The following is a 22,989-nucleotide window of genomic DNA, read 5'->3' on the forward strand; positions in this document are numbered from 1 at the left end:
TTTCGGGATTTTTTTATTGTTTTTATTTTACGGTTTCTTTTCTTTCTACTTTTTCCTTTTCAGCTTCATAGATTCTTTTTCTCAGGTCGCTGGTAGAAAATCTGTGATCTCTTTTGTTGTAAAAGATTTCAATTCCTTTTTCTTCACAATACTGTTTTCCGGTAAAGTCTCTGTCCATATAATCATCCCCGATGATTCTTACATCGATGACAAAAGATTTTAAAATATCTAAAAGATCTTCTTCTGTGTAGTAAGGAACAATTTCATCTACAGCATTCACTGCTTTGAGCTGAATATACCTTTCAACAATGGTCTGGCTCGGTCTGTTCTTGTTGGGACGGTCATGAGACGGGTCAATCTGAAGTCCGACGATCAAATAATCGCATACCGTTTTTGCTTCTTCAAGCATTTTAATGTGTCCTGCATGCAATAGATCAAATGAGGAAAATGTAATACCTATTCTTTGTGTCTTCATATTAATTTTTAGGTTAAAACTTCGCTGAAATAAAAGTTCTTTTAAACGGATAAAAGACTGGTGATTCAGGGAAGATGTTTTGTAATTCTAGTTTATAATCGTTTTTAAATTGTTCTTTCATATCCTCCGGAAGTCTTTCGATATACGGAAGCATGGCTGTTCCTGAAGCCCAAGTAAATATTGCTTCGGCATTTTCAAGAACATGTGGAAATACTTTTTCATAAACGGTAATTTCTCTCCCGTTATGATTAAACAATATTCCTGCATAATCTTCTATTTTCAGCACTGTATATTCTCTTTCCCAAGAGTTATAGGCTGTTTTATAAGGCTCAGAGCCGGCAATTTTCCTTAGAAGCTGGTGTACAATATATTCATGATTGGACGGAACCTGTACGGCTAATTGTCCTCCTGCTTTAATTTTACTGATAATCCTTGGAAACAGCTCTTTATGGTTGCTGCACCATTGAATGGCAGCATTAGAAATAATCAGATCATAGGTATCCCCAAGATGCAGCTGCTCTTCAATACTTCTTTTCTCAAAGTGAAGTCTGCTGGTTTTAAAATGAGCTGCTTTTTCAAGCATTTCCTCGGATGAATCAATTCCTAAAACCTTAGAGTCTTCAAGATAATCCAAAAGTCTGGACGTAAGTTCACCGGTTCCGCATCCCAAATCTATAACAGACAAATCCGATCTTGACTCAACAAGATTTAATAATTCATAAAAAGGCGCTGAACGCTCTTCTTTAAACTGGTCGTATACCTCAGGATTCCAAGCCATAATATAATGATTTTAAGAGTTTCTGCTATTTAAATATTTCTGCCACTCCCAGGTCGTTCTCAATGATTCTTCCAATGAAGTTTCTGATTTCCAGCCCAGTTCTTTCTCGGCTTTAGAGGGATCTGCGTAAGCAATTGTAATATCGCCTGCTCTTCTCGGGCAAATCTGATAGGGAACTTTTACATGATTGGCTGTTTCAAAAGCTTTTACGACTTCCAGAACTGATGACCCCTGACCTGTTCCCAGATTATACGTATCGATAACGGATTCTTCAGAAGGGTCTTCCATTAATTTTTTCAAAGCAGCAACATGGGCTTTTGCCAGATCAACTATATAAATATAATCTCTGATTGGGGTTCCGTCCTTTGTATCATAGTCATTACCCCAAATGTTTAATTTTTCACGAATTCCTGCTGCTGTCTGCATTACATAAGGAACCAGGTTATTAGGAACCCCCAAAGGCAATTCTCCGATCTTTGAAGACGGATGGGCTCCGATAGGATTAAAGTATCTTAATAATGAGATTTTACGATGGTATGCTTTTGCGAAATCCATTAAGATCTGTTCACCCATCTGTTTCGTCTTGCCGTATACACTTTCAGGCGTTTTTAAAGGGGTATTTTCATCAATGGGCATCACATCAGCCTGTCCATAAACCGTACATGAAGAACTGAAAATAAAGTTTGAAATTTCTCTTTGCTTAAACTCCTGAAGAATATTGATTAGGGAAAACAAATTATTTTCGTAGTAATCAACAGGTTTTACCTGGCTCTCTCCTACGGCTTTTGAAGCTGCAAAATTAATACAACCATCAATCTGGTGCGCCTCAAAAACCTGATGAAGCAATTCTTTTCTTTTTAAATCAAAAGGATAAAAAATCGGTTTTTTACCCGTGATTTCTTCAATATTATTTAAAATAAACCTTTCCGAATTGGACAGGTCATCAACAATAACCACTTCAAAGCCGTTATTGATAAGTTCTACTACGGTGTGGGAACCGATATATCCAAGTCCGCCTGTAACAAGTATTGCCATTTTTATTTTTTAATCTTCGTGTTTTCCTATATTTTCTATTTCATCTTTTGCCGGATAGTGCTTAAAATATCTTATGAGCAATAAGGGACCTGCCACTAAAAAAACTATAAAAAACAGAAAAGAAGACCAATAGGCATTCATTCCTTCATGATAGGTTTTAAAAAAGTTTACCGACCACAACAGACAGATCAAAGCAGCTGAAATGTTGAGGTAAATAAATGTCTTTCCGGACTCTTTAAAAACATTTACAAAGGTGACAGCAAGCAATATAAAGGTAGCAAAAATCAATAAAAAGATTGGAATCTGAATTGCTTTATACTGCTCGGTTATCCCATAATTTTTAAATAAAATATTAAAAACAACGCACCCATAATAAATCATCCAGCACAGGACAAAGATAATTGTAAAAAAATAGGCAAATTTATTCTTTAATATTCTCTCTTCGTGAAGCATAGCTTATCCCATAAACTCAAGCACTGCATCGGTAATATACTTCAGCTGCTCTTCGTCAAGTTCGGTATGCATCGGTAAAGAAATCACCTGATCCAAAAGCTTGTCTGTATTGATAAAATCCGCATCATTACTTTCCTGGAAATAGGCTTTCTGTTTTCTTAATGCTACCGGGTAATAGATCATGGCCGGAATTTCTTTCTCCGTCAGGAACTTTTGAAGTTCATTACGTTTTCCGTTCAGAATTCTTAAAGTATACTGGTGGAATACGTGCGTAGAATCTTCACTTCTTTTTGGAGTAAGGATATTAGGGTTTCCGGCAAATGCTTCATCATAATAATCGGCTGCCTTTCTTCTTGCTTCGTTATAAGAATCAAGATGAGGAAGTTTTTTTCTTAAAACTGCCGCCTGAATACTGTCTAAACGGGAGTTTACTCCTACTTCGTCATGATAGTATCTTTCATACATTCCATGGTTTACGATTCCTCTTAAACGGTGTGCTAATTCATCATTATTGGTAAAAATAGCCCCTCCGTCACCGTAGCATCCTAAATTCTTTGAAGGAAAGAAAGATGTTGTTCCCACAGTAGCCATCGTACCAGCGTATTTTACCGTTCCGTCTGAAAATGTATATTCGGCACCAATAGCCTGTGCATTATCTTCAATAACATATAAATTGTGCTCTTCAGCAATTTTTAAAATTTCCTCCATATTGGCACATTGTCCGAATAAATGTACAGGAATAATTGCTTTTGTTCTTGGTGTAATTGCTTTTCTTAAGTCTTCGGTTGAGATTGTGAATGTATCATAATCTACATCTACCAAAACCGATTTTAATTTAAGCAAATGAATCACCTCTACTGTTGCAGCAAAAGTGAAATCAGCGGTAATCACCTCATCTCCTTCTTTCAGATCCAGCGCCATAAGGGCAATCTGCAATGCATCTGTTCCATTTGCGCATGGAATCACATGTTTTACGTCTAAATAAGACTCCAATTCATTCTGGAAAGACTTTACTTCAGGACCGTTGATAAAAGCCGCAGAATCCATTACATTTAAAACTGCATTGTCTACATCATTCTTTATTTTGTAATACTGACTTTGCAAGTCAACCATCTGAATTTTTTTCATAAAGTAAATATTTCTGTAAAAATAAGGAATTTAATATCCCATCAAAAATTTTATTGATTTTGTTTTTATCTTTATACAAAATAATACTATGAAAAAGCTTTTACTCTTTTGTTTGTTAACGGGTTATTCCATTGCATCAGCTCAAACCCAGCTTGTTTTTGTTTATTTTACTGACAAACCCAATAAAGCTGCTTTTTTTGCCAATCCTTTATCAGAGCTTTCTCAAAAATCACTCAACAGACGTACTGCATTAGGAATTTCCCTTAATGATGAGGATGCCCCTATAGAAACATCTTATCTTCAGAATTTACAAAATCTGGGATTTACTGTCACCGATTATTCCAAATGGCTTAACGGAGCTGCTGTAAATGCTACCCCTTCACAAATAATCAATCTGCAGGCTCTTCCTTTCGTACAGTCTGTACAAAGCTTTGCAAGAAACGCATCCGCTGTCCCGAAAATAACTCCTGTTGCTCAACGGAAAAACAATTCGGATACCGGTAAGACCCTCACCACGTTTGATTACGGGTCGGGAGCCGCACAGATAGATCAGGTGAACATCCGGCCACTTCATCTGGCCGGCTATACAGGAACCGGAATCTCGATTGCCGTTATTGATGCCGGCTTTCCGTTTGTCAATACCGGAACTGCATTTTCAAGGTTATGGGCCAATAACCAGATTAAAGCCGGGTATGATTTCGTTACTAAAACCACTGATATTTACAATACCTCTTTAAGCCAGCATGGCTCGGTAGTATTAGGCGCTATTGGCGGTTATCTGGAAAACACTTTTGTAGGATCTGCTCCGGATGCTGATTTCTATCTTTATCGCAGCGAAAATGCGGCAGTAGAAATTCCTGAGGAAGAAGTATATTGGATTGAGGCAGCTGAGGAAGCTGACAGAAAAGGTGTGGAAATCATCTCAACGTCTCTCGGATATAATGTTTTTGATGATTCTCAGTATGATTACAGCTATTCCGATATGAACGGTACAACCTCCTTCATTGCAAAAGCGGCACAAATTGCTGCGGAAAAAGGAATTTTTGTTCTTGTAGCCGCTGGTAATTCCGGAACCCTGCCGTGGCATTACCTTCTGACACCTTCCGATAATGCTAAAGTATTTTCAATAGGAGCGGTAGACAGTGCAGGGAATTCATCTTCATTTTCTTCTTACGGACCTAATTCCTCAGGAGTTGTAAAACCGGATGGAAGTGCACAGGGAACTTCCACCACAACAGTTAATAACAATACGACTGTTACGGTAAGCGGAACTTCTATTGCGACTCCTATAGCTTCAGGAGGAGTAGCTTGTTTTATTCAGGCATTTCCAACGATGAACAGAGACCAAATCATGATAAAATTAAGACAAACAGCATCACTTTATCCTAACCATACGGATCAGATGGGATACGGCATTCTTAACTTTGGAAGTTTATATAATAATGCTGTTTTAGGTACTTCTGAAACGGCAAAAACAGAGGGAATTAAAATCTATCCTAATCCGGTTACCAACATTTTAAGCATTCAATCTGAATATGACATTAAGTCTCTGGAAATTTATGATAACCTGGGAAGACTGATCCGCAAAAACAGCCAACAAAAAGCGGTACATGTAGAGAACCTTTCCAAAGGAATTTATTACCTGAAAATCCAGATAAAAGATAAAATCTACTATGAGAAATTTATAAAAGAATAAATGTTTCAGCTAAAGCCTGTAGAGGTATTTTAAAATACAGAAACGGGCTGAAGCCCGTTTCTAATGATTGACATAATATGATAAAATTATGCTGAGTTTCTGCTCGCATTAATATTTCCAAACAAAGAACGGGTCACGAGTTTCTCATACGTTTCTTTGTTGCCTTCTCCTTTCTGTATTTTCATTAAGGCATACTGTTGAATACTCAACAAAGGGAGTACTATCTTCTCACGGATCTTCACTGATTTTCGGGATAACGGATCTTCTTCCTGGAGCATTTTAAAACCTGTCAGTTCCAGCATGATCTCCTTTGATAATTCGTACTCACTGAAAAGAATATTCCAGAATGCTCCGAACTTCGGATTGTTTTTGATATAATAAGTCAATGGAAAATATGATTTATTCATGCTCATCATCGAGTTCAGCACCAATGTTTTAAAGAAGTCTGATCCTTTGTACAATTCCTTTACTTCCTCAAACCGTCCCTGTTCTTTCAACTGTTGCATAGCATATCCAAAACCGAAAAATCCGGGAACATTCTGCTTCAACTGTGACCATGAACCTACGAACGGGATAGCTCTTAAATCCTCAAACCTCAGCTCACTTCCGTTTCCTCTTTTCGACGGGCGGCTTCCGATATTTGTTTTTCCGTAATATTCCAGCGTACTCATTTCCTGAAGATAAGGTACAAACATAGGATGAGCTTTCAGGTCGGAATATTTTTTATAACTGATATCTGCCAGTTCGATGATCAGAGATCTTTCTTTTTCGGTGAGATCTTTTTTTGCATTTTTGAATACGTCATTCTCTACACCAGCCGTTAAAAGCTGTTCAAAATTATATTTGGCCTGTTCTTTATTTCCAAAAATACTGGTAATGGTCTGCCCCTGAATGGTCAGTTCTATCTTATTATTGGCAATTGTTTTTCCCTGTGAAGCATAAAAATCGTGAGTTTTTCCTCCTCCTCTTGCAGGCGGACCTCCACGACCATCGAAGAATACTACTTTGATGTTATTTTGCTCAGAAAGTCTGGTAAGTACTTCTTTCGCTTTATAAATTTCCCAGTTGGCTTTAAGATAGCCACCGTCTTTTGTTCCGTCTGAAAATCCAAGCATAATAGTCTGCTGATTGCCTCTTTTTTGGAGGTGTTTCTGATAGACAGGGTGATGGTAAAGCTCATTCATTACATTTTCAGCATTGGCAAGTCCTTCCATGGTTTCAAAAAGCGGAACAATATCCATATTGATTTCTTCATCCTCATAACCACAGATTTTGAAAAATGCATATACATTCATAACATCTTTCACGGCATCTGAATTGGAAATAATGTAGCGATTCATTCCTCTCTGCCCGTTTAAATTCTGAATTTCTGAAACCTGTGAAACCGTTAGCAAAGTATCTCTTACAATATCCTGAAAATCTTCAGGGTTTACTTTTTCAGAAATCTGAATCAGCTTGCTGAACTTTTTTCCGGCATCTGCTTCTTCATTTCCGTATACTTTTAAAAAAACCTCATCAATGACGGACTGATGAATTCTGCTATCCTGTCTGATGTCCAAAGTAGCAAAGTGGGTTCCAAAAATTTTCACACGGTCTCTGAAGTTGATCAAAAGATCCAGAAATAAAGAATTATGTTCATTAACCAGAATTTTTTCAGCGTCATCCGTCTTCTTTAAAATATCTTCTGCGGTGATCTCTTTTCCGTCAAAAATAGCAGCATATAAGTCCTCACTTAGCTGTGTTAAGACTTCAGCCACTCCTCTGAAACTTAACCTTCTCCTGATATATTTTAAATGGCTGTAGTATGATTTCAGAATGGCAGAACGCAGCTCTTCAGAAACTTTTTTGGTGACATCAGCAGTCACAAACGGATTTCCGTCTCTGTCGCCTCCGGGCCAGAATCCGAGCTGGATAATATCTTCATGCAGATGGAAATGTCCGTTTCCAAAAGTCTTTTTAATCTTTGTAAATAATTCGCCAATGGTATCATAGTATACATACCTCAGATAAGAGATAATACTTAATGCTTCATCTATCGGGGTAGGTTTTTCTTTATTTACAAAAGGTGTTTTTCCCAATTGCTGCAGCAGGGTATCAATCTGCGTCACAGAATCACTGGTAATGGCTCCTCTCAAATCCTGAATAATTCTTTGTACCGAACTTGGATAAAACTGTGTCGGGTGTGCCGTAAATACAACTTTCACGGTAAAATCCTTCAGTTTTTCGCGTACTTTTTCAATTTTATGATCCTGGAATGAGCGTTCAAAAAGATTGGTTACTGTTCCGCTATCACTTTCGGAATGGAGATTCGGGAATGCAGCATCTTCTATACTGTCAAATAAAACCACCTGTCTTTCGATATACTGAATGATTTTAAAAAGCAACTCCAGTTTTTGTTCTTCCGTATCAAGATCTGTATGGCTTTTAAAAAACTCTTCAATGATTTCTTCCGGGGTCTTCCCTGCCTCATAACCGGTTCTGCTTTCCTCATAAAGAAAGGGAAGCAACATCCCGATATTGGTCATTTTATCATAGGGCAGGCTCATAAATAATGAATTGTAGATCTGGAACTTATTCTCCACGATCTGCCTGAACTTTTCTGCGCGTTGGTCGTGTATCATACTAACAAATGTAACTGTTTTTTGGAATTAAATAAATTGACAAATGACAAAAAAACAAATGATCCCGGAAAAATAGCCATGCTTTCACCTCCGTAAACATTTCGTACCTTTGTCTTCACATTAATCCTTTAAATATAACTAATAATATTGTTGAGGTTACAGTAAAATAATTCAAAAATTTCTATGGGTTACATCAGAGAATATTACGAACAGATCGTCAAACTAAAGGAATCGGAATGGACATTTATAGCAAGACATTTTCACAGAAAGGTTTTTGCTAAAAATAAAGTCATTACCCAACACGGTGAGACGGAGAAGTATCTGTCCTTCATAGAATCGGGACTGGTAAGGTTTTATATTCCGGATGATGAATACGGCTATACTTTTAGTTTTGGTTTTGAAAAGGAATTTACCTGTGCCTATGATTCTTTTCTTACCCAGACTCCTTCAGAATATGAAATGCAGGCCTTAACGGAAACTGTGGTATGGCAGATTTCTTATAATGATTTACAGCAGGTTTATAATCATACGAATGTGGGAAACCATTTAGGGCGCTTTGCCTCCGAGAAGTTATTTTTAGCCAAAAGCAAAAGAGAAATGTCTTTACTCAAACTTACAGCCAGAGAACGTTATTTAAAATTATTTACCGAACAGCCTGAAATGCTCAGACTTGTTCCGCTGAAATACATTGCTTCTTATATCGGAATCACTCCACAGGCTTTAAGCAGAATCCGCAGACAGATTAATTAACATAGGTTCATTGTATATCTTTTCTCTTCTGCTGAACTTTGCAGAAAATTATTTTAATGAATTTACCTATTGTAGCCTATGGAAATCGCATTTTAAAACAAAAATGCATAAAGATCCCCGAAAACAGTCAGGAAGTCCGGGATCTTATTACCAATATGTGGGAAACTATGGAAAATGCCAGCGGATGCGGCCTCTCCTCCTCACAAATAGGAAATCCTCTTCAGCTTTTCATCGTTGACAGCTGTACTATATTTGAAAACTTTGATACAGAGGATCAGCTCGTCTATTTTGAAAAAAATGACCGCGGAATACACGAAACTTTTATTAATGCTAACATTATTGATTATTCAGCGGAAATATGGGAAGATTATGAAGGCTGTCTAAGTATTCCCGGTCTCTCCCAAAAGGTAAAACGATCCTGGGCCATCACCATTGAATACTTTGATAAAGACTTTAACCGGCAGGTTAAGACATTCTCAGGCATGACAGCAAGAGTCATCCAGCATGAATATGACCATACACAAGGTATTTTATATATTGATCATCTGAAACCATTAACCAAAAAGCTCATGGAATCAAAGTTGAAAAAAATTGCAACCGGAAATATCAATACCGGCTACGGGATGAAATTTTCATAGCGTATAAGATCTCAGATACATTACTAATTTTTGTAAATTTGTCCTGAAAACACTTTCTTTATGAAAATTATCATCGTCTGTTCCCTGATCCTTTCTAATCTGTTCTGTGCCCAGATCACGGTTCCTGATGATTATAAAAAAATTCCCGATATCCTGGATACTTCAGATTACCTCTACCCTTTTATTATTCCGGATAAGGGCTACGAATACTGGAGAGTTCTCAGCAATGATACAGATTCTGATAAAGCGGTAATCTACGAAAGTCAGATGCCGGATTTCATGACGATCAATGAGCCGGTTCCGGAAAAAGGTTTTTTCCAGAAATGTATCGGTAATCATTGTTTTTCCTACATTCTGGCGTGTAAAGACAGCAGATCTGTTTATTTTTCCAATGAACAACAGTTGAGAGATTTTATCGGAACGGTTGATAATCTTCCCGAAGCTCTCCTGATTGCGCAAACTTACGGATATTCGTTTGATACAAAAAACAGATTTACGGGTTCTTATAAAATTGACAACAAATACATCTCTATATACGTTTTACAAGCCAGAGGATGCCCTGTTACCAAAGAATCATTTCTGGTCAGAATCAACAGAAAAACCGGAAAACTGGACGCGAAAACTAACGGAATATATTCAAAAAACGAGGACTGTGCCGCTTTAACAGTACCTCAATAATCTTTTATCTTTACTACTTCAATCAAGTATTCTTGTTTTTTGCCACGAATGCATAAATAAGATATTCGTGTATTCGTGGCAATTTAAAAAATCAGTACATCAGATGTTCACAGCGCCCTGCCCTGATGCTATCAGATAAGCTTCCTTCAAGGTTTCTGAATACGTCGGATGGGCATAGGAAATACGGAACATATCTTCAGCAGTTACTTCATATTCCTGGGCAATTACTCCCTGGGCAATCAGATCGGCGGCTCTGGCTCCAATGATATGAATTCCTAATATTTCTCCGTATTTAGGATCTACCAGCACTTTTGAAAATCCATCTGAATCCATAGAAGCACGTGCTCTTGCGCTGGCCGAGAACGGAAACTTTCCCACATTATAGGCTATATTATTTTTTTTGAGATATTCTTCAGTATATCCTACGGATGCTACTTCCGGCCATGTATATACGACGGAAGGGATACGATCATAATGAATATGGCGCTTTTGTCCATTGATGGTTTCTGCCACAAAAACGCCTTCCTCTTCTGCTTTATGTGCCAACATTACTCCTCCGATAACATCGCCAATCGCATAGATCGTGGGAATATTTGTCTGATTCTTTTCATTCACTCTGATAAATCCGCGATGATCGAGTTCCACTCCGGTATTTTCAAGACCTAAATCTTTTGTATACGGACTTCTGCCTACTGCAACCAGAATGTATTCAGCTTCCAGCTCATTTTCGATTCCTTTTTGATCCTTAAAAAAGACCTTAGCGGCTGATCCTGTATTTTCAGCTTTATAAACAGCCTGATTCAGGCGGATATCAATTCCCTCTTTCTTTAAAATCCTCTGAAGGCTTTTCCCCAGTTCATGATCCATTGCGGCAATCAGATGGTCAGCATATTCCAGAATGGTGACCTGAGTTCCGATACGGTTAAAAATAGAAGCCATTTCAACGCCAATCACTCCGCCTCCGATGATTACCATAGATTTTGGTTTTCCTTTCAAAGCTAAGGCTTCGGTAGAAGTAATAATTCTTCGTTTATCAATTTCCACTCCCGGAAGAACCGAAGGCTTTGATCCTGTAGCAATTATATAATTTTCTGCAGTAATCATAACCTTTTCCGTGTCATTTACCACCTGTAAGGTTGTATTATTGACAAAACCTGCCGTCCCCTGGATACGGGTGATTTTATTTTTACTCATCAGGAAATTAAGTCCGTCGGTATTTTTTGAAACCACTTCCGATTTTCTTTTATACATCTGTGAAAAATCCAGCTCTATCCGATCCAGATTAATCCCGTGTTCCTTAAACTGATGATGTGCTTCCGAATAATGATGGGTACTGTCCAACAGTGCTTTTGTAGGAATACACCCCACATTGGTACAGGTACCTCCCAGTGTATCATATTTTTCTATAATTACGGTTTTATATCCAAGCTGTGCACTTCTGATGGCTGCCACATATCCTCCGGGGCCTGAGCCGATTACGGCGATGTCAAAATTTTCCATTTGATTAATTCATTTTTTATGATTAAATTTACTTGCAAAACGAAAGTAAAATTAAAACAAATACTTTCATTTTGCAAGTATTATTTAAAAATTAATGGTATGAGTAAAAAAAGATCAGACTGTCCCATCAGCTGTTCTCTTGAAATCTGGGGTGATAAATGGTCCTTATTAATCATTCGGGATCTGATGCTTAAAAAAGAATGCACCTATGGAGAACTTCAGAAAGCTGATGAAAAAATAGCTTCCAATATTCTGGCTTCCAAGCTTCAGCATTTATTGGAGAATGGAATTATTGATAAAAAAAATCATCCTGAAAATAAGCTAAAGATTCTTTATCATCTTACAGAAAAAGGCATAGATCTTATTCCTGTGATCGTTGAAATCAATCTTTGGGGAGATCAGTACCTGACTATTCCTGAAGACCGTAAAAAACTTCTGGAAGACCTCAAACGAGATAAAGAAAGTTTTATTAAAAAAGCAAAAGCATATCTTTCTGAAGGACTTTAAAACAGCACGTCGTTTTGAAATATAAAATATTATAATAGCTTTCATTAAAATAAATCATAGTAATTTTAAAATTTCATTAACTCAATTTTCCTTTTTCATTCCGTAAATTTGGCTTACAATAAATTTAGAACAATGCTTAATTTCGAGTTTAAAAACCCAACAAAAATACTTTTCGGAAAAGGTGAAATCGCTAAAATTTCCAATGAGATACCTAAAGACGCTAAGATATTAATGATCTACGGTGGCGGAAGTATTAAAAACAACGGTGTTTATGATCAGGTAAAAGAAGCCTTAAAAGATCATGAAGTCTATGAGTTCGGCGGAGTTCCTGCCAATCCTGAATATGAAGTACTTATTAATGCAGTACGCTTTATCAAGGAAAAAAATATTAATTATCTTCTTGCTGTAGGAGGCGGATCCGTGATCGACGGTACCAAATTCATTTCAGCAGCAGCTCATTATGACGGGGAGCCATGGGATATTCTCAGAAAACAGGTTAGAACTTTTGAAGGAGAAGGAATGCCTTTCGGTAGTATTTTAACACTTCCTGCAACAGGTTCTGAAATGAATTCGGGCTATGTCATCTCAAGAAGGGAGACGAATGAAAAATTATCCTCAGGAGGTCCGGGACTTTTCCCTCAGTTTTCTGTTTTAGATCCTGAAGTGATCAGATCAATTCCTAAAAACCAGATCGTTAACGGAATCACTGACGCTTATACCCACGTTCTTGAACAGTATATGACAGCTCCGTCTTCTGCAGATCTTCAGGAAAGAATTGCAGAAAGTATTCTGATCAGCCTTCAGGAGACTGCTCCGAAAGTATTGGCTGATGATTTTAATTATGATGCTGCCGGAAATTTTATGTGGTGCTGTACAATGGCTTTAAACGGGTTGATTCAGAAAGGAGTGATCACAGACTGGGCCGTACATGCAATGGGACATGAATTAACCGCTTACTTTGGTATTGACCATGCAAGAACACTGGCAATCATTGCCCCTTCCCATTACCGTTATAACTTTGAAGATAAAAAAGGGAAGCTGGCACAGTATGCGGAGAGAGTCTGGGGAATTAAGGAAGGTACAACAGAAGAAAAAGCGGAACTTGGAATTAAAAAGCTTGAAGAGTTCTTCCACAGCCTTCACATTAAAACAAAACTTTCCGAGTATACGGAAGATTTCAAAGGAACTGCTGAAAGAGTAGAAAAAGCTTTTACAGACAGAAACTGGCTGGGCCTTGGAGAGTACAGAAAACTAACTCCTCAGGATGCTCATAAGATTGTAGAAATGAGCTATTAAGAAAGAATTCAGAGGTTAAAGCTCAATATATAAGGTTAAAGCCTTTAAGCTTTGGCTCTATGAATTTGTTTGTATATTTTTAGGTGGGCTTCAGCCCACCTTTATTAATTCGGCTAAGTACGTAAAGGAACTTTTGCAGAAATCACCTTATTTGTAAACATTTGTTTAAAAAATAGCGATTTCATTACGGATATATCAAATTTATTTATATTTTAGCATATTCTTAAATTTGTGAAAATGAAAAAACAGCTACTATTTTTATTTGCCTTTTCTGCTTTGGCACTTACTTCCTGTAAAGATGATGATATGCAAGCCTATGAAATGGAGATTATTAAAGGAGATTGGAAAGAAGTCAAAAGAGAAGTTATTTCCGGAAAAGATAATAAAACAGTACTTTCTTCCTCTACACCGAGTGGATGTGATGCTAAAAACTTACTATTCTTCAGAACCGACTTTTATGTAAGCTATACCGCTTATACAGGATCCGGAGGGGCAGATTGTCAGGTGAACGGAAAAAGTGAAGGAAAGTACACCTATGATGCAGATGCTAAAATTTTAGGAATTAAGTTTGATAAGGATGATAACAGAAACTACAGAGTAGATATACTGTCGAGTTCAGAACTTAGAATCGCACAACAATTTGGGAATTATGATCAGGACGGAGATAAAATTCCGGATGTCACTTATATTTCCTACAAGAGATAAATGATAAACTCCCGTTGAATCGGGAGTTTTTTTATTACTTTTATTACCTGAATTAAAATTTGAAACAATGAAGAAGATTCTATCAGCATTTTTATTGCTATTTTTTGTTATTTCCTTTTCACAGGAAAAAAAGCCAATGTTCTGGCAGGATATCCAAAACTTTAAAAAGGAAGATCAGCAGACCCCGCCTCCTAAAAACGCCATTTTACTGGTGGGAAGTTCATCATTTACAAAATGGACGGATGTAGCCAGTTATTTCCCTGACAAAACCATTATCAACAGAGGTTTTGGCGGATCCAGACTTACTGACCTCAACTATTTTGCTGATGATTTATTAAGTCCTTATCAGCCTAAACAGATTATTGTATACTGTGGTGAAAATGATTTTGCAGATAATCACAATTTAAAAGCGGAAAAAGTGGTGGAACGGTATAAAACATTCTACAAAAAAATTCGGGCTAGGTTTCCTAATATTGAAGTAGATTATATCTCAATAAAATATTCTCCAAGCAGAGAAGAACTTTGGCCTCAAATGAAAGAAGCAAACAGAAAAATTGCTGCTTTCATGAAGAAACAACCGAACTCCAAATTTATTGATGTTACTAAGGCAATGGAAGACTCCAACGGAAATGTAAGAAAAGATATTTTCGTAGAGGATATGCTCCACTTAACTCCTGAAGGATATCAGATCTGGAAAAAAGTAATGGATCCTTACATGAAATAATAAAAATAGCGGCTGTAAAAAACAGCCGCTATTTTTTTATGTATTGAAATATAATCTTTATTTCTTTCTTTTCGATTTCGATTTAGCTTTCTGCTGGGCTCTGTTGGCTCCAAACTTCTTAGGCGCTTTTCTTTTGGAAGGTCCACCCCAGTTTTCCTTAGTATTTTTAGCTTTTTTCTCATGGAAAGCTCCTCCTCCGTCATTCAGTTTTACCTGTGCCGGATTTTTCATAACTACTTCATCTTTTTCTGAAGCAATTTTATTAGGGTTAATTTTCACCCCTTCAGGGAAGTCTACAAACTCCAGCTCTTTATCCATCAATAATTCGATATCTAAGACTAAAGGCTCTTCTTTTTTCGTAACAAAGGTGATCGCTTTACCGTCTTTATCTGCTCTACCGGTTCTACCGATTCTGTGAATATACTGTTCAGGAATATCGGGAGTTTCAAAATTAATCACATGGGTAATATCGGAGATATCAAGACCTCTTGCCATTACATCGGTGGTGATCAATCCTCTCACCTCTTCGTTCTCAAATCTCTTCATGGCTTTGAGCCTGTAATTTTGAGATTTATTGGAGTGGATTACATCAAACTGCCCAGGAAACAGCTCCTCAATTTTGGTAAAAAGCAAATCTGCATGTTTTTTATTATTATTGAATATCAGAACTTTGGACATGTCTGCTTTACTTTTCAATAAATGTTCAAGCAAATTGATTTTTGTATTGAAATTTTCAACTTTATAAGCTGTTTGTTCTATTTTTTCAAGAGGTGTTCCGGATTTTGCCAATGAAATTTCAATCGGATTGGCAAAGTATTCATCCAACATTTCATCAACAGCCTCTGTCATTGTAGCAGAGAAAAGAATATTCTGTCTTTTCTCTTTCATCATTTCAAAAATATGGGTAAGCTGAGGTCTGAATCCGAGGTTGAGCATTTCATCAAATTCATCAATAATAAGTCTCTGAACCTCTCTTAAAGAAATTGCATTATCGATTGAAAGGTCCATTACCCTTCCCGGTGTTCCTACTAAAATATCGCAACCATCATTAAACAAGAGTTTCTGAGTATTGATATTTTTCCCTCCATATATTCCGATTACTCTTGCAGTAATATTTTCTGTCAGTTTTTCCAGAATTTCAGTTACCTGAACTACAAGTTCTCTTGTAGGAACCAGCACCAAAACAGTTGGATTTCCTGTTTTACTGTATTTCCAGGTCTTAAGAACGGGTAAAAGGTAAGCTAATGTTTTTCCGGTTCCGGTTTGTGCAATTCCCATCACATCTCTTCCGGAAAGGATAGGTTTTAAGCTCTTCTCCTGAATAGGAGTAGGTTCAAATAATTCCAAATCCGCCAAGACATCAAGAATTTTAACCGGCAGGTCAAAATCTGCAAAAGTGAGTTTTTCCATTTTGCAAAGATAAGTATTTAATTAGAAGTTGGAAATCAGAAGTGAGAAGTTAGCAATTAACAGGCTATATAACAAGAAATCGTCTGTTTACAAATTAAGATATAAAGATATAGGAGGCTGAGTTATTAGTTTAGCTTAAGACTTTTACTGATCATTTTTATATCATCATCCTTCCATTCGCTTGAAGTAATGATTAGATTTCCTTTCTTTTCCGGATCTTTCCTGATTGGAAACTTATCTTCTTCCCACTGGTTGCAATGAGTAGGTATTGGTTTCACCAAAGGCTTCCAACCAGTTTTAGTTAAAGTGTATACATAAAAAGGATGCCAGCAGCTGGTACACCAGTTGGGATAAAAACCAATCTCATCAGTGCCATCATTATTAAGGTCTCCGAGATTATACAGAGTCCCCTTGTTAGCGGGAGAAATAGTCAGTGGCTTTATTTTTTTATCGCTGAAACAGATGGTAGTTTCACATTTTCCTTCGCACTCATCCCCACAGTCGGAAACTTTTATAAATGTGTACTCCTTTGTTCCGTTACCGTCAAAATCCCCTGAAAGTCTCTCATTATGTCCTTCCTGAGCGATGATCATGCTAAGTGAGTTATAAAAAATTGCGGTTGGCGGGATATGAGGTATATATTATTTCCTCATCAGTCTCAGCAAAAGTATTAAAACTAAAATGACTGAAAAAACAAATCCCAGTACGGCTACCAGAGAAAGCTCCCCTATTCTGGGCCCGGTTTCTGAAGTAAAAACGATAGATGTTGCAATAATATTGGCTCCCAGAATCATTGCCAGAGCCAGATTGATAACACTTGATTTTATCAGCTGATTGGTCTTTTCAATATTTTTAATTTCACTGGAAACGGTAAATTTATTTTCATCCAGTTTCTGAAGAACGGAACGAAGTTCTTTGGGGATTTCATCTACATTATCTGTAAAATTCATCATCCTGTCCATCCCTGTTTTTAAGAGATTTTTCGGATTGATCTTTTTGGTAAAGATTTTTCGGGTATAAGGATGGAGACTTTTAACAATATCCAGGTCCGGATTAATATTTCTTCCTACTCCTTCTATCAGGCTTATTCCTTTAAACAAAAGATAAAAATAATCGGGCATATAGAGCCTGTTGTCTTTTAAAATATCTTTCATTTTGTTAATGATCACCTGAACATTAATTTCCCGCAGGGATGAGCTATGCACAAAATTGAGGATATCTTCCACATCATTTTCAAACCTTCTCTCATCGGGAATTTCGTAGCTTACTGCCATTTTTTTGAGATACCGAACAATTTTATGTGTATTTTTTGCAACAAAAGCGACAATCAGATTCTCAAGAATTTCTTTATCATTAGGCTGAATTTTACCTACTGCTCCAAAATCAATGAAAACAATTTTCCCGTCTTTTTTCACTAAAATATTTCCGGCATGGGGATCTGCATGAAAAAAGCCGTAATCTAAAATCTGTGATACAAAAAGTCTCAGTCCGGTTTCAGAAACTTTTACCGGATCAATATTATTGGCCAGAAGTTCCGTTTTATCTGTCACCTTGATTCCATCAATAAACTCCATACAAAGAACATTGTTGTTTGAAAATTCTTCATATACTTTAGGAACACAGGTTTCTTTATTATTCTTAAAATTAAGACGAAACTGCTGGATATTATTTTTCTCGTTAAGCAGGGAAACTTCTTCCAGTAAAGATCTTTCAAAAGTAGAAATTGCCTGTTTGAGATTAAGCTTTTCACCTATTTCCGAATAAGCGGAGACCAAACGTTCCAGGTCTTTTATTAATAGTAAATCATCTTCAATCACAGATTGTACATCCGGTTTTCGAAGCTTCAGAATAACCGGGCTTCCATCATTTAATACGGCTTTGTATACCTGAGCAATGGAGGCTGTAGCTAAAGGCTCTTTCTGAATTTCACGGAAATGATCTTTCACGGAAATACTAAATTCTGTTTCCAGGATTTCCTCTACATCCATTGTTATGGTTTCTACTTTATCCTGCAGCTTCTGCAGTTCCTGAATCAGTTCCGGCGGCAGGAGATCTTCCCTGCTGCTGAAGGTTTGTCCAAGCTTTACAAAGGTAGGTCCCAATTCTTCCAAAACCAGTCTTATTCTTTCGTATACGGTACCTTTTGAAATAATTTCATCAGAATTTGCGGAAGCTTCATCTTGTTTATTTCCTCCGTTCATTCTCGCCAGCATATCCTTAAAACCATATTTGCTCAATACGGAAATTAATCTGGCGGATCTTTTCAGTTTTCTTTGCTGTTTGTCAAACATAATATATCAATAGTAGGTGCAATTTACTCCAAAAACCGTTCCTAATGGAATTTTTATTCTGAATCAAAGGCTGTACAAACAATATTGATCCTGATCTTCAGTTGATACAAATACAGCATTTCATACATTTATTTAAAAAAAAATCAAATAATCAATATTTCAAACCATTAAAAACAACAATAACAACAAAATACTATTATACATAAGAAAACCAACATATTTTTCTATATTTACAAAGTACAAATACAACCAACCTATAAAAGTATTACAACATGAAAAATTTACGTAACAACAAATTATCAAGAGAGCAGTTAAAAGGAATCGCAGGAAGCGGTCTTATTGACATTCAAATTCCAAACTGCTCAAACCAGTGCTGCCCTACAGACGGAAGGCCGAGATGTCCAAGACTGATCTGTCCTGCTGTAGTTTGCCCACAGTTAAATGCGATATAAAATATTCTGAAAACAGTCCCTGTCTGAATCCTGTGAATTTCAGGATTTTTATGACACTGAAGTCTTTCAGTAGGCAGAACGGATATAGAGAAGCCACCTCAGAGAGAGGTGGCTTTTATATTTTTTTAATGATTATGCTATTTCAGATAGGTTTCGTACAGGTCTTTTCTTCTGTCTTTCATCACCTGTACCGAGCCATTATGGTGCAGATCTTTCAATAAATTTAAATCTACATCTACAATTAAAGTCATTTCAGTATTCGGAGTAGCTTCTCCTTTTACGGCATTCGACGGAAAAGCAAAATCTGAAGGTGTAAATACGGCTGCCTGCCCAAACTGGATATCCATATTATTGACCTTCGGAAGATTTCCTACACATCCTGCAATGGCAACATAACACTCATTCTCTATGGCTCTTGCTGCTGCACAATGGCGTACTCTCATATAGGCATTCTGAGTATCCGTTAAGTAAGGTACAAATAGTATTTTCATGCCCTGATCTGCCAGAATCCTTGGTAATTCAGGGAATTCCACATCATAGCAGATCACCAGTCCTATTTTCCCGCAGTCGGTATCAAATACTTTGATTTCATTTCCTCCTTTCATTCCGTAATATCTCTTCTCATTCGGGGTGATATGGATTTTTCGGTATTCGTCCATACGACCATCCCGGTGAAGAAGGTAGCTCACGTTGTACAATTCATTGTTTTCAAAAACGGGCATACTTCCGGAAATAATATTGACATTATAACTGATGGCCAGTTCGGAAATCTTATTTTTAATCTCTTCGGTAAGTTTCGATAGCTCGATCATACTGTCTCTTTCCGAAAGGTTATTGAAAGGAGCCAGCAAAGGGGTATTGAAAAGTTCCGGGAATAATACAAAATCTGATTTATAGTCTCCCATTACATTCACAAAAAACTCCACCTGTTCATAAAAAGCGTCAATATCTTTAAAGGTTCTCATCTGCCATTGGACCAGTCCTAGGCGGATGATACTATCCTGCATTGTATTGGGTCTTTTGCTGTAATAAATATTATTCCATTGTAAGAGGACTGCATTTTCTCTTGATGCCTCATCTTCGGGAAGATATTTTTTCAGGATTCTTATGGGAAGAAAATTATTGGAAAGCTGAAAAGACAATACCGGATCATAGATTTCCTTATCCCGGACTTTTCTAATGTATTCTCGCGGAGAAACCTCATGACTGTATTTGTGATAATTCGGGATTCTGCCACCCAGAACAATGGATTTCAGATTCAATAATTCACAAAGTTCTTTTCTGGCATCGTACAGTCTTCTTCCGAGACGCAATTCACGGTATTCCGGATCAACAAAGACTTCGATTCCGTATAACACATTTCCGGTGGAAGAATGGGTATTGAAGGTATAATTTCCGGTAATATCACTATAGGTATGATCATCTCCGAATTCCTCATAATTCACAATAATGGAAAGGGCTACTGCGGCTAATTTATCATCTACGGTGATACAGATCTGCCCGTTCGGAAATATTTTCGTCAGTTTTTCAATACTTTTTTTGGACCATATGGATTCAGACATCTGTGGGTATGCCCTTTTCATTGTTTCTGCCAGTTCATCATAATCCTGAACCGTCAGAGGTCTTGTTTCTATTTGCATTTGATGTAATTTTACTTAAATTTAGTGAAAATTACCTGAACAACACCAATGGATACATCCGTCTATTTATTTTTTTAATATATAATACAGCCATGAAGCTCAATCTATTTTTTATGGCCAGCTTATTTCTTACAGGTTGCAGTAAACCGGAAAAACAAAAAGTAACCCTATCCGAAGACAGCTCGACCTGGATGAGAGATTCTTTAGGCTGCCTGCAAGAGAGAAATTTTGATATGGCAGAGAGACTCCTTCTGGAGAATACATTGGAAAACAGCTCGACTGAAAAATTCAAAACCATCTTTGGAAAGCCCAATGAAATCAATCAGGATAGGAATCATACTTCATTCACTTACTATGTGCAATCCATATGCAGTCACCATTCCATTCAAAAAGATTCTGACAAATGCTTTATAGTATTCACTTTTAAGAATAATAAACTGATTGATCACAATAATGCTTGTGAGTAAATGATAAGGTTTAACAATAAAAAATCCCACCCAAAAAACGGGCAGGATTTATATTTTAAATTCAAGTCAGAAATTATTCCCACTCAATCGTTGCAGGTGGTTTGCTTGAAATGTCGTAAGCTACTCTGTTGATTCCTCTTACTTCGTTGATGATTCTGCTTGATACAGTATCTAAGAACTCATAAGGAAGTCTGCTCCACGTTGCCGTCATAAAGTCGATGGTGTTGGCAGAACGAACTACCGCAGTGTATTCGTAAGTTCTTTCGTCTCCCATTACACCTACTGATTTTACAGGAAGAAGTACTACAAATGCCTGAGATACTTTTTCGTAAAGATCATTTTTGTATAATTCTTCAATGAAGATATCATCTGCCTCCTGAAGGATTCTTACTTTTTCAGCATCTACCGCTCCCAATACTCTGATTCCTAATCCGGGACCAGGGAAAGGGTGTCTGTATACCAAATGGTGAGGGATTCCCAATTCTTCTCCTACTCTTCTTACTTCGTCTTTGAAAAGCTCTCTTAACGGCTCTAATAACTCGAATTCCATATCTTCAGGAAGTCCTCCAACGTTGTGGTGGGACTTGATTACTGCTGATGGCCCGTTAACAGACTGGCTTTCGATAACGTCAGGATAGATGGTTCCCTGAGCTAAAAATTTAGCGCCTTCAATTTTATGAGATTCTTCATCGAATACGTGGATAAATTCGTTTCCGATGATTTTTCTTTTTGCTTCAGGATCGTCTACTCCGGCCAATTTTGAAAGGAATCTTTCTTTGGCATCTACCATCTTAATATTCATATGGAAATGCTCTCCATACTGATCCATTACTTTTTTACCTTCATCCTTTCTCAATAATCCTGTATCTACGAAGATACAAGTCAACTGATCACCAATAGCTTTGTGGATTAAAACTGCTGCTACAGATGAGTCAACACCTCCTGAAAGACCAAGGATTACTTTGTTGTCTCCTACTTTCTCACGGATTTCCTCAACTGTTTTTTCAATATAGTTCGTCAGCTTCCAGTTTTTCTCCGAGTTACAGATTCCAAATACGAAGTTTTCAAGCATTTTACCGCCTTCTTCAGTATGAGAAACTTCCGGGTGGAACTGAACACAGAAGATTTTTTTATCTTCATTGGAAATAGAAGCAATTACTCCTGATTTTGCATTTAATTCAAAACCTGCCGGCAATTCTCCTACTTCATCAAAGTGGCTCATCCAGACTACAGAATTCTGAGTTACTCCTTTTAATAAAGAGCTTTCTTTAACGATCTCAAGATTAGCCTTTCCGTATTCTCCTTTTTCTCCTTTGTTTACTTTTCCTCCTAAAAGGTGAGCTGTCATCTGCATTCCATAGCAAATTCCCAGTACAGGAACTCCCTGCTCGTATAATTCTTTTTCAACCAGGTGAGCATTTTCTGCGTTGACAGAGCTTGGTCCTCCTGAAAGAATGATACCTTTTGGCTGTTTTGCTATAATATCTTGTAATGGTGTATTGAAAGGTAAGATTTCAGAATACACTCCCATCTCACGGATTCTTCTTCCGATAAGCTGGTTGTACTGGGATCCGAAATCTAAAATAATAATACCGTTGTTCATTTTGTAATGATTGATAAATGATGATTAATTTAAAAGCTTCAAGCGATAAGCTTTAAGCAGTAAGCTTTTTTATATTACAATATGCTTACAGCCTCTAGCCTAAGGCCTTTTGCTTACTTAACTGTTTTACAAAAAAAGACTT

At 37.1% G+C, this 22,989-nt stretch carries 21 protein-coding genes; 10 read left to right on the plus strand and 11 right to left on the minus strand.

What is annotated here, in order from left to right; all coding sequences use genetic code 11:
• Positions 1-22: 22 nt before the first annotated feature.
• The 4 genes from JO178_RS03195 to JO178_RS03210 form a co-directional block, all read right to left on the minus strand.
• Positions 23-475, minus strand: coding sequence for an adenylyltransferase/cytidyltransferase family protein (locus JO178_RS03195; protein ID WP_291931521.1), 453 nt, complete (start codon positions 473-475; stop codon positions 23-25).
• A 13-nt stretch (positions 476-488) separates the two neighbouring features.
• A complete protein-coding gene (locus tag JO178_RS03200; protein ID WP_291931523.1) occupies positions 489-1,253 on the minus strand; it encodes a methyltransferase domain-containing protein in 765 nt (254 codons plus the stop codon).
• A 12-nt stretch (positions 1,254-1,265) separates the two neighbouring features.
• Entirely contained in the window at positions 1,266-2,288 is a 1,023-nt protein-coding gene (gene galE / locus JO178_RS03205; protein ID WP_291931525.1) for a UDP-glucose 4-epimerase GalE, read from the minus strand.
• A 456-nt stretch (positions 2,289-2,744) separates the two neighbouring features.
• The gene (locus tag JO178_RS03210) at positions 2,745-3,869 is read right to left on the minus strand and encodes a DegT/DnrJ/EryC1/StrS family aminotransferase (protein ID WP_291931527.1); all 1,125 of its coding nucleotides are present in this window, start codon (positions 3,867-3,869) and stop codon (positions 2,745-2,747) included.
• An 88-nt stretch (positions 3,870-3,957) separates the two neighbouring features.
• On the opposite strand from JO178_RS03210, the gene JO178_RS03215 reads away from it, so the two are divergent.
• On the plus strand, positions 3,958-5,565 hold the full coding sequence (locus JO178_RS03215; protein ID WP_291931529.1) for a S8 family peptidase: 1,608 nt from the start codon (positions 3,958-3,960) through the stop codon (positions 5,563-5,565).
• An 86-nt stretch (positions 5,566-5,651) separates the two neighbouring features.
• Here JO178_RS03215 and JO178_RS03220 read toward each other — a convergent pair whose 3' ends face one another.
• Positions 5,652-8,186 (minus strand): phosphoenolpyruvate carboxylase, encoded by a 2,535-nt coding sequence (locus tag JO178_RS03220; protein WP_291931532.1) that lies wholly within the window; start codon positions 8,184-8,186, stop codon positions 5,652-5,654.
• A gap of 183 nt (positions 8,187-8,369) precedes the next feature.
• Here JO178_RS03220 and JO178_RS03225 point away from each other — a divergent pair, with 183 nt between their 5' ends.
• Genes JO178_RS03225 through JO178_RS03235 form a run of 3 tightly spaced genes read left to right on the plus strand, consistent with a single transcriptional unit; the run spans position 8,370 to position 10,252 of the window.
• A complete protein-coding gene (locus tag JO178_RS03225) occupies positions 8,370-8,936 on the plus strand; it encodes a Crp/Fnr family transcriptional regulator (RefSeq protein ID WP_291931534.1) in 567 nt (188 codons plus the stop codon).
• A gap of 56 nt (positions 8,937-8,992) precedes the next feature.
• Positions 8,993-9,574, plus strand: a complete 582-nt coding sequence (def, locus tag JO178_RS03230; protein ID WP_291931536.1) for a peptide deformylase — start codon at positions 8,993-8,995, stop codon at positions 9,572-9,574.
• Between the two features lie 60 nt (positions 9,575-9,634).
• Positions 9,635-10,252, plus strand: a complete 618-nt coding sequence (locus JO178_RS03235) for a hypothetical protein (protein ID WP_291931538.1) — start codon at positions 9,635-9,637, stop codon at positions 10,250-10,252.
• Positions 10,253-10,351: 99 nt separating this feature from the next.
• Here JO178_RS03235 and lpdA read toward each other — a convergent pair whose 3' ends face one another.
• Positions 10,352-11,752: a dihydrolipoyl dehydrogenase gene (gene lpdA / locus JO178_RS03240; RefSeq protein ID WP_291931540.1), complete on the minus strand. Its 1,401-nt coding sequence runs from the start codon at positions 11,750-11,752 to the stop codon at positions 10,352-10,354.
• A gap of 99 nt (positions 11,753-11,851) precedes the next feature.
• Between lpdA and JO178_RS03245 the strand changes: the two genes are divergently transcribed.
• From JO178_RS03245 to JO178_RS03260, 4 genes are all read left to right on the plus strand, one after another.
• Positions 11,852-12,259, plus strand: coding sequence for a helix-turn-helix domain-containing protein (locus tag JO178_RS03245; protein WP_291931542.1), 408 nt, complete (start codon positions 11,852-11,854; stop codon positions 12,257-12,259).
• A gap of 132 nt (positions 12,260-12,391) precedes the next feature.
• Positions 12,392-13,555 carry an iron-containing alcohol dehydrogenase gene (locus tag JO178_RS03250; protein ID WP_291931544.1) on the plus strand — a complete coding sequence of 388 codons (1,164 nt, stop codon included), beginning with the start codon at positions 12,392-12,394 and terminating at the stop codon, positions 13,553-13,555.
• Positions 13,556-13,792: 237 nt separating this feature from the next.
• Positions 13,793-14,260: a lipocalin family protein gene (locus tag JO178_RS03255; protein ID WP_291931546.1), complete on the plus strand. Its 468-nt coding sequence runs from the start codon at positions 13,793-13,795 to the stop codon at positions 14,258-14,260.
• A 67-nt stretch (positions 14,261-14,327) separates the two neighbouring features.
• Positions 14,328-14,984, plus strand: a complete 657-nt coding sequence (locus JO178_RS03260; protein WP_291931548.1) for a GDSL-type esterase/lipase family protein — start codon at positions 14,328-14,330, stop codon at positions 14,982-14,984.
• A 57-nt stretch (positions 14,985-15,041) separates the two neighbouring features.
• Here JO178_RS03260 and JO178_RS03265 read toward each other — a convergent pair whose 3' ends face one another.
• The 3 genes from JO178_RS03265 to JO178_RS03275 all read right to left on the minus strand — a co-directional run bounded on the left by JO178_RS03265 (position 15,042) and on the right by JO178_RS03275 (position 18,685).
• Positions 15,042-16,394, minus strand: coding sequence for a DEAD/DEAH box helicase (locus JO178_RS03265; protein WP_291931549.1), 1,353 nt, complete (start codon positions 16,392-16,394; stop codon positions 15,042-15,044).
• A 125-nt stretch (positions 16,395-16,519) separates the two neighbouring features.
• Positions 16,520-16,987, minus strand: a complete 468-nt coding sequence (locus JO178_RS03270) for a hypothetical protein (protein WP_291931551.1) — start codon at positions 16,985-16,987, stop codon at positions 16,520-16,522.
• Between the two features lie 48 nt (positions 16,988-17,035).
• Positions 17,036-18,685: an AarF/UbiB family protein gene (locus tag JO178_RS03275; protein WP_291931553.1), complete on the minus strand. Its 1,650-nt coding sequence runs from the start codon at positions 18,683-18,685 to the stop codon at positions 17,036-17,038.
• Between the two features lie 272 nt (positions 18,686-18,957).
• On the opposite strand from JO178_RS03275, the gene JO178_RS03280 reads away from it, so the two are divergent.
• Complete coding sequence (locus tag JO178_RS03280) at positions 18,958-19,137, plus strand: hypothetical protein (RefSeq protein ID WP_291931554.1); 180 nt, start codon at positions 18,958-18,960, stop codon at positions 19,135-19,137.
• Between the two features lie 137 nt (positions 19,138-19,274).
• Here JO178_RS03280 and JO178_RS03285 read toward each other — a convergent pair whose 3' ends face one another.
• A complete protein-coding gene (locus JO178_RS03285) occupies positions 19,275-20,777 on the minus strand; it encodes a bifunctional GNAT family N-acetyltransferase/carbon-nitrogen hydrolase family protein (RefSeq protein ID WP_291931556.1) in 1,503 nt (500 codons plus the stop codon).
• A 113-nt stretch (positions 20,778-20,890) separates the two neighbouring features.
• Here JO178_RS03285 and JO178_RS03290 point away from each other — a divergent pair, with 113 nt between their 5' ends.
• Positions 20,891-21,244, plus strand: coding sequence for a hypothetical protein (locus JO178_RS03290; protein WP_291931559.1), 354 nt, complete (start codon positions 20,891-20,893; stop codon positions 21,242-21,244).
• A gap of 73 nt (positions 21,245-21,317) precedes the next feature.
• Here the strand turns inward: JO178_RS03290 and guaA are convergent, their stop codons facing one another.
• Positions 21,318-22,847 carry a glutamine-hydrolyzing GMP synthase gene (guaA, locus tag JO178_RS03295; protein WP_291931562.1) on the minus strand — a complete coding sequence of 510 codons (1,530 nt, stop codon included), beginning with the start codon at positions 22,845-22,847 and terminating at the stop codon, positions 21,318-21,320.
• Between the last annotated feature and the right edge of the window lie 142 nt (positions 22,848-22,989).

The organism is Chryseobacterium sp. (genome assembly GCF_019236175.1).
In the GTDB taxonomy this organism is placed as follows: Bacteria; Bacteroidota; Bacteroidia; order Flavobacteriales; family Weeksellaceae; genus Chryseobacterium.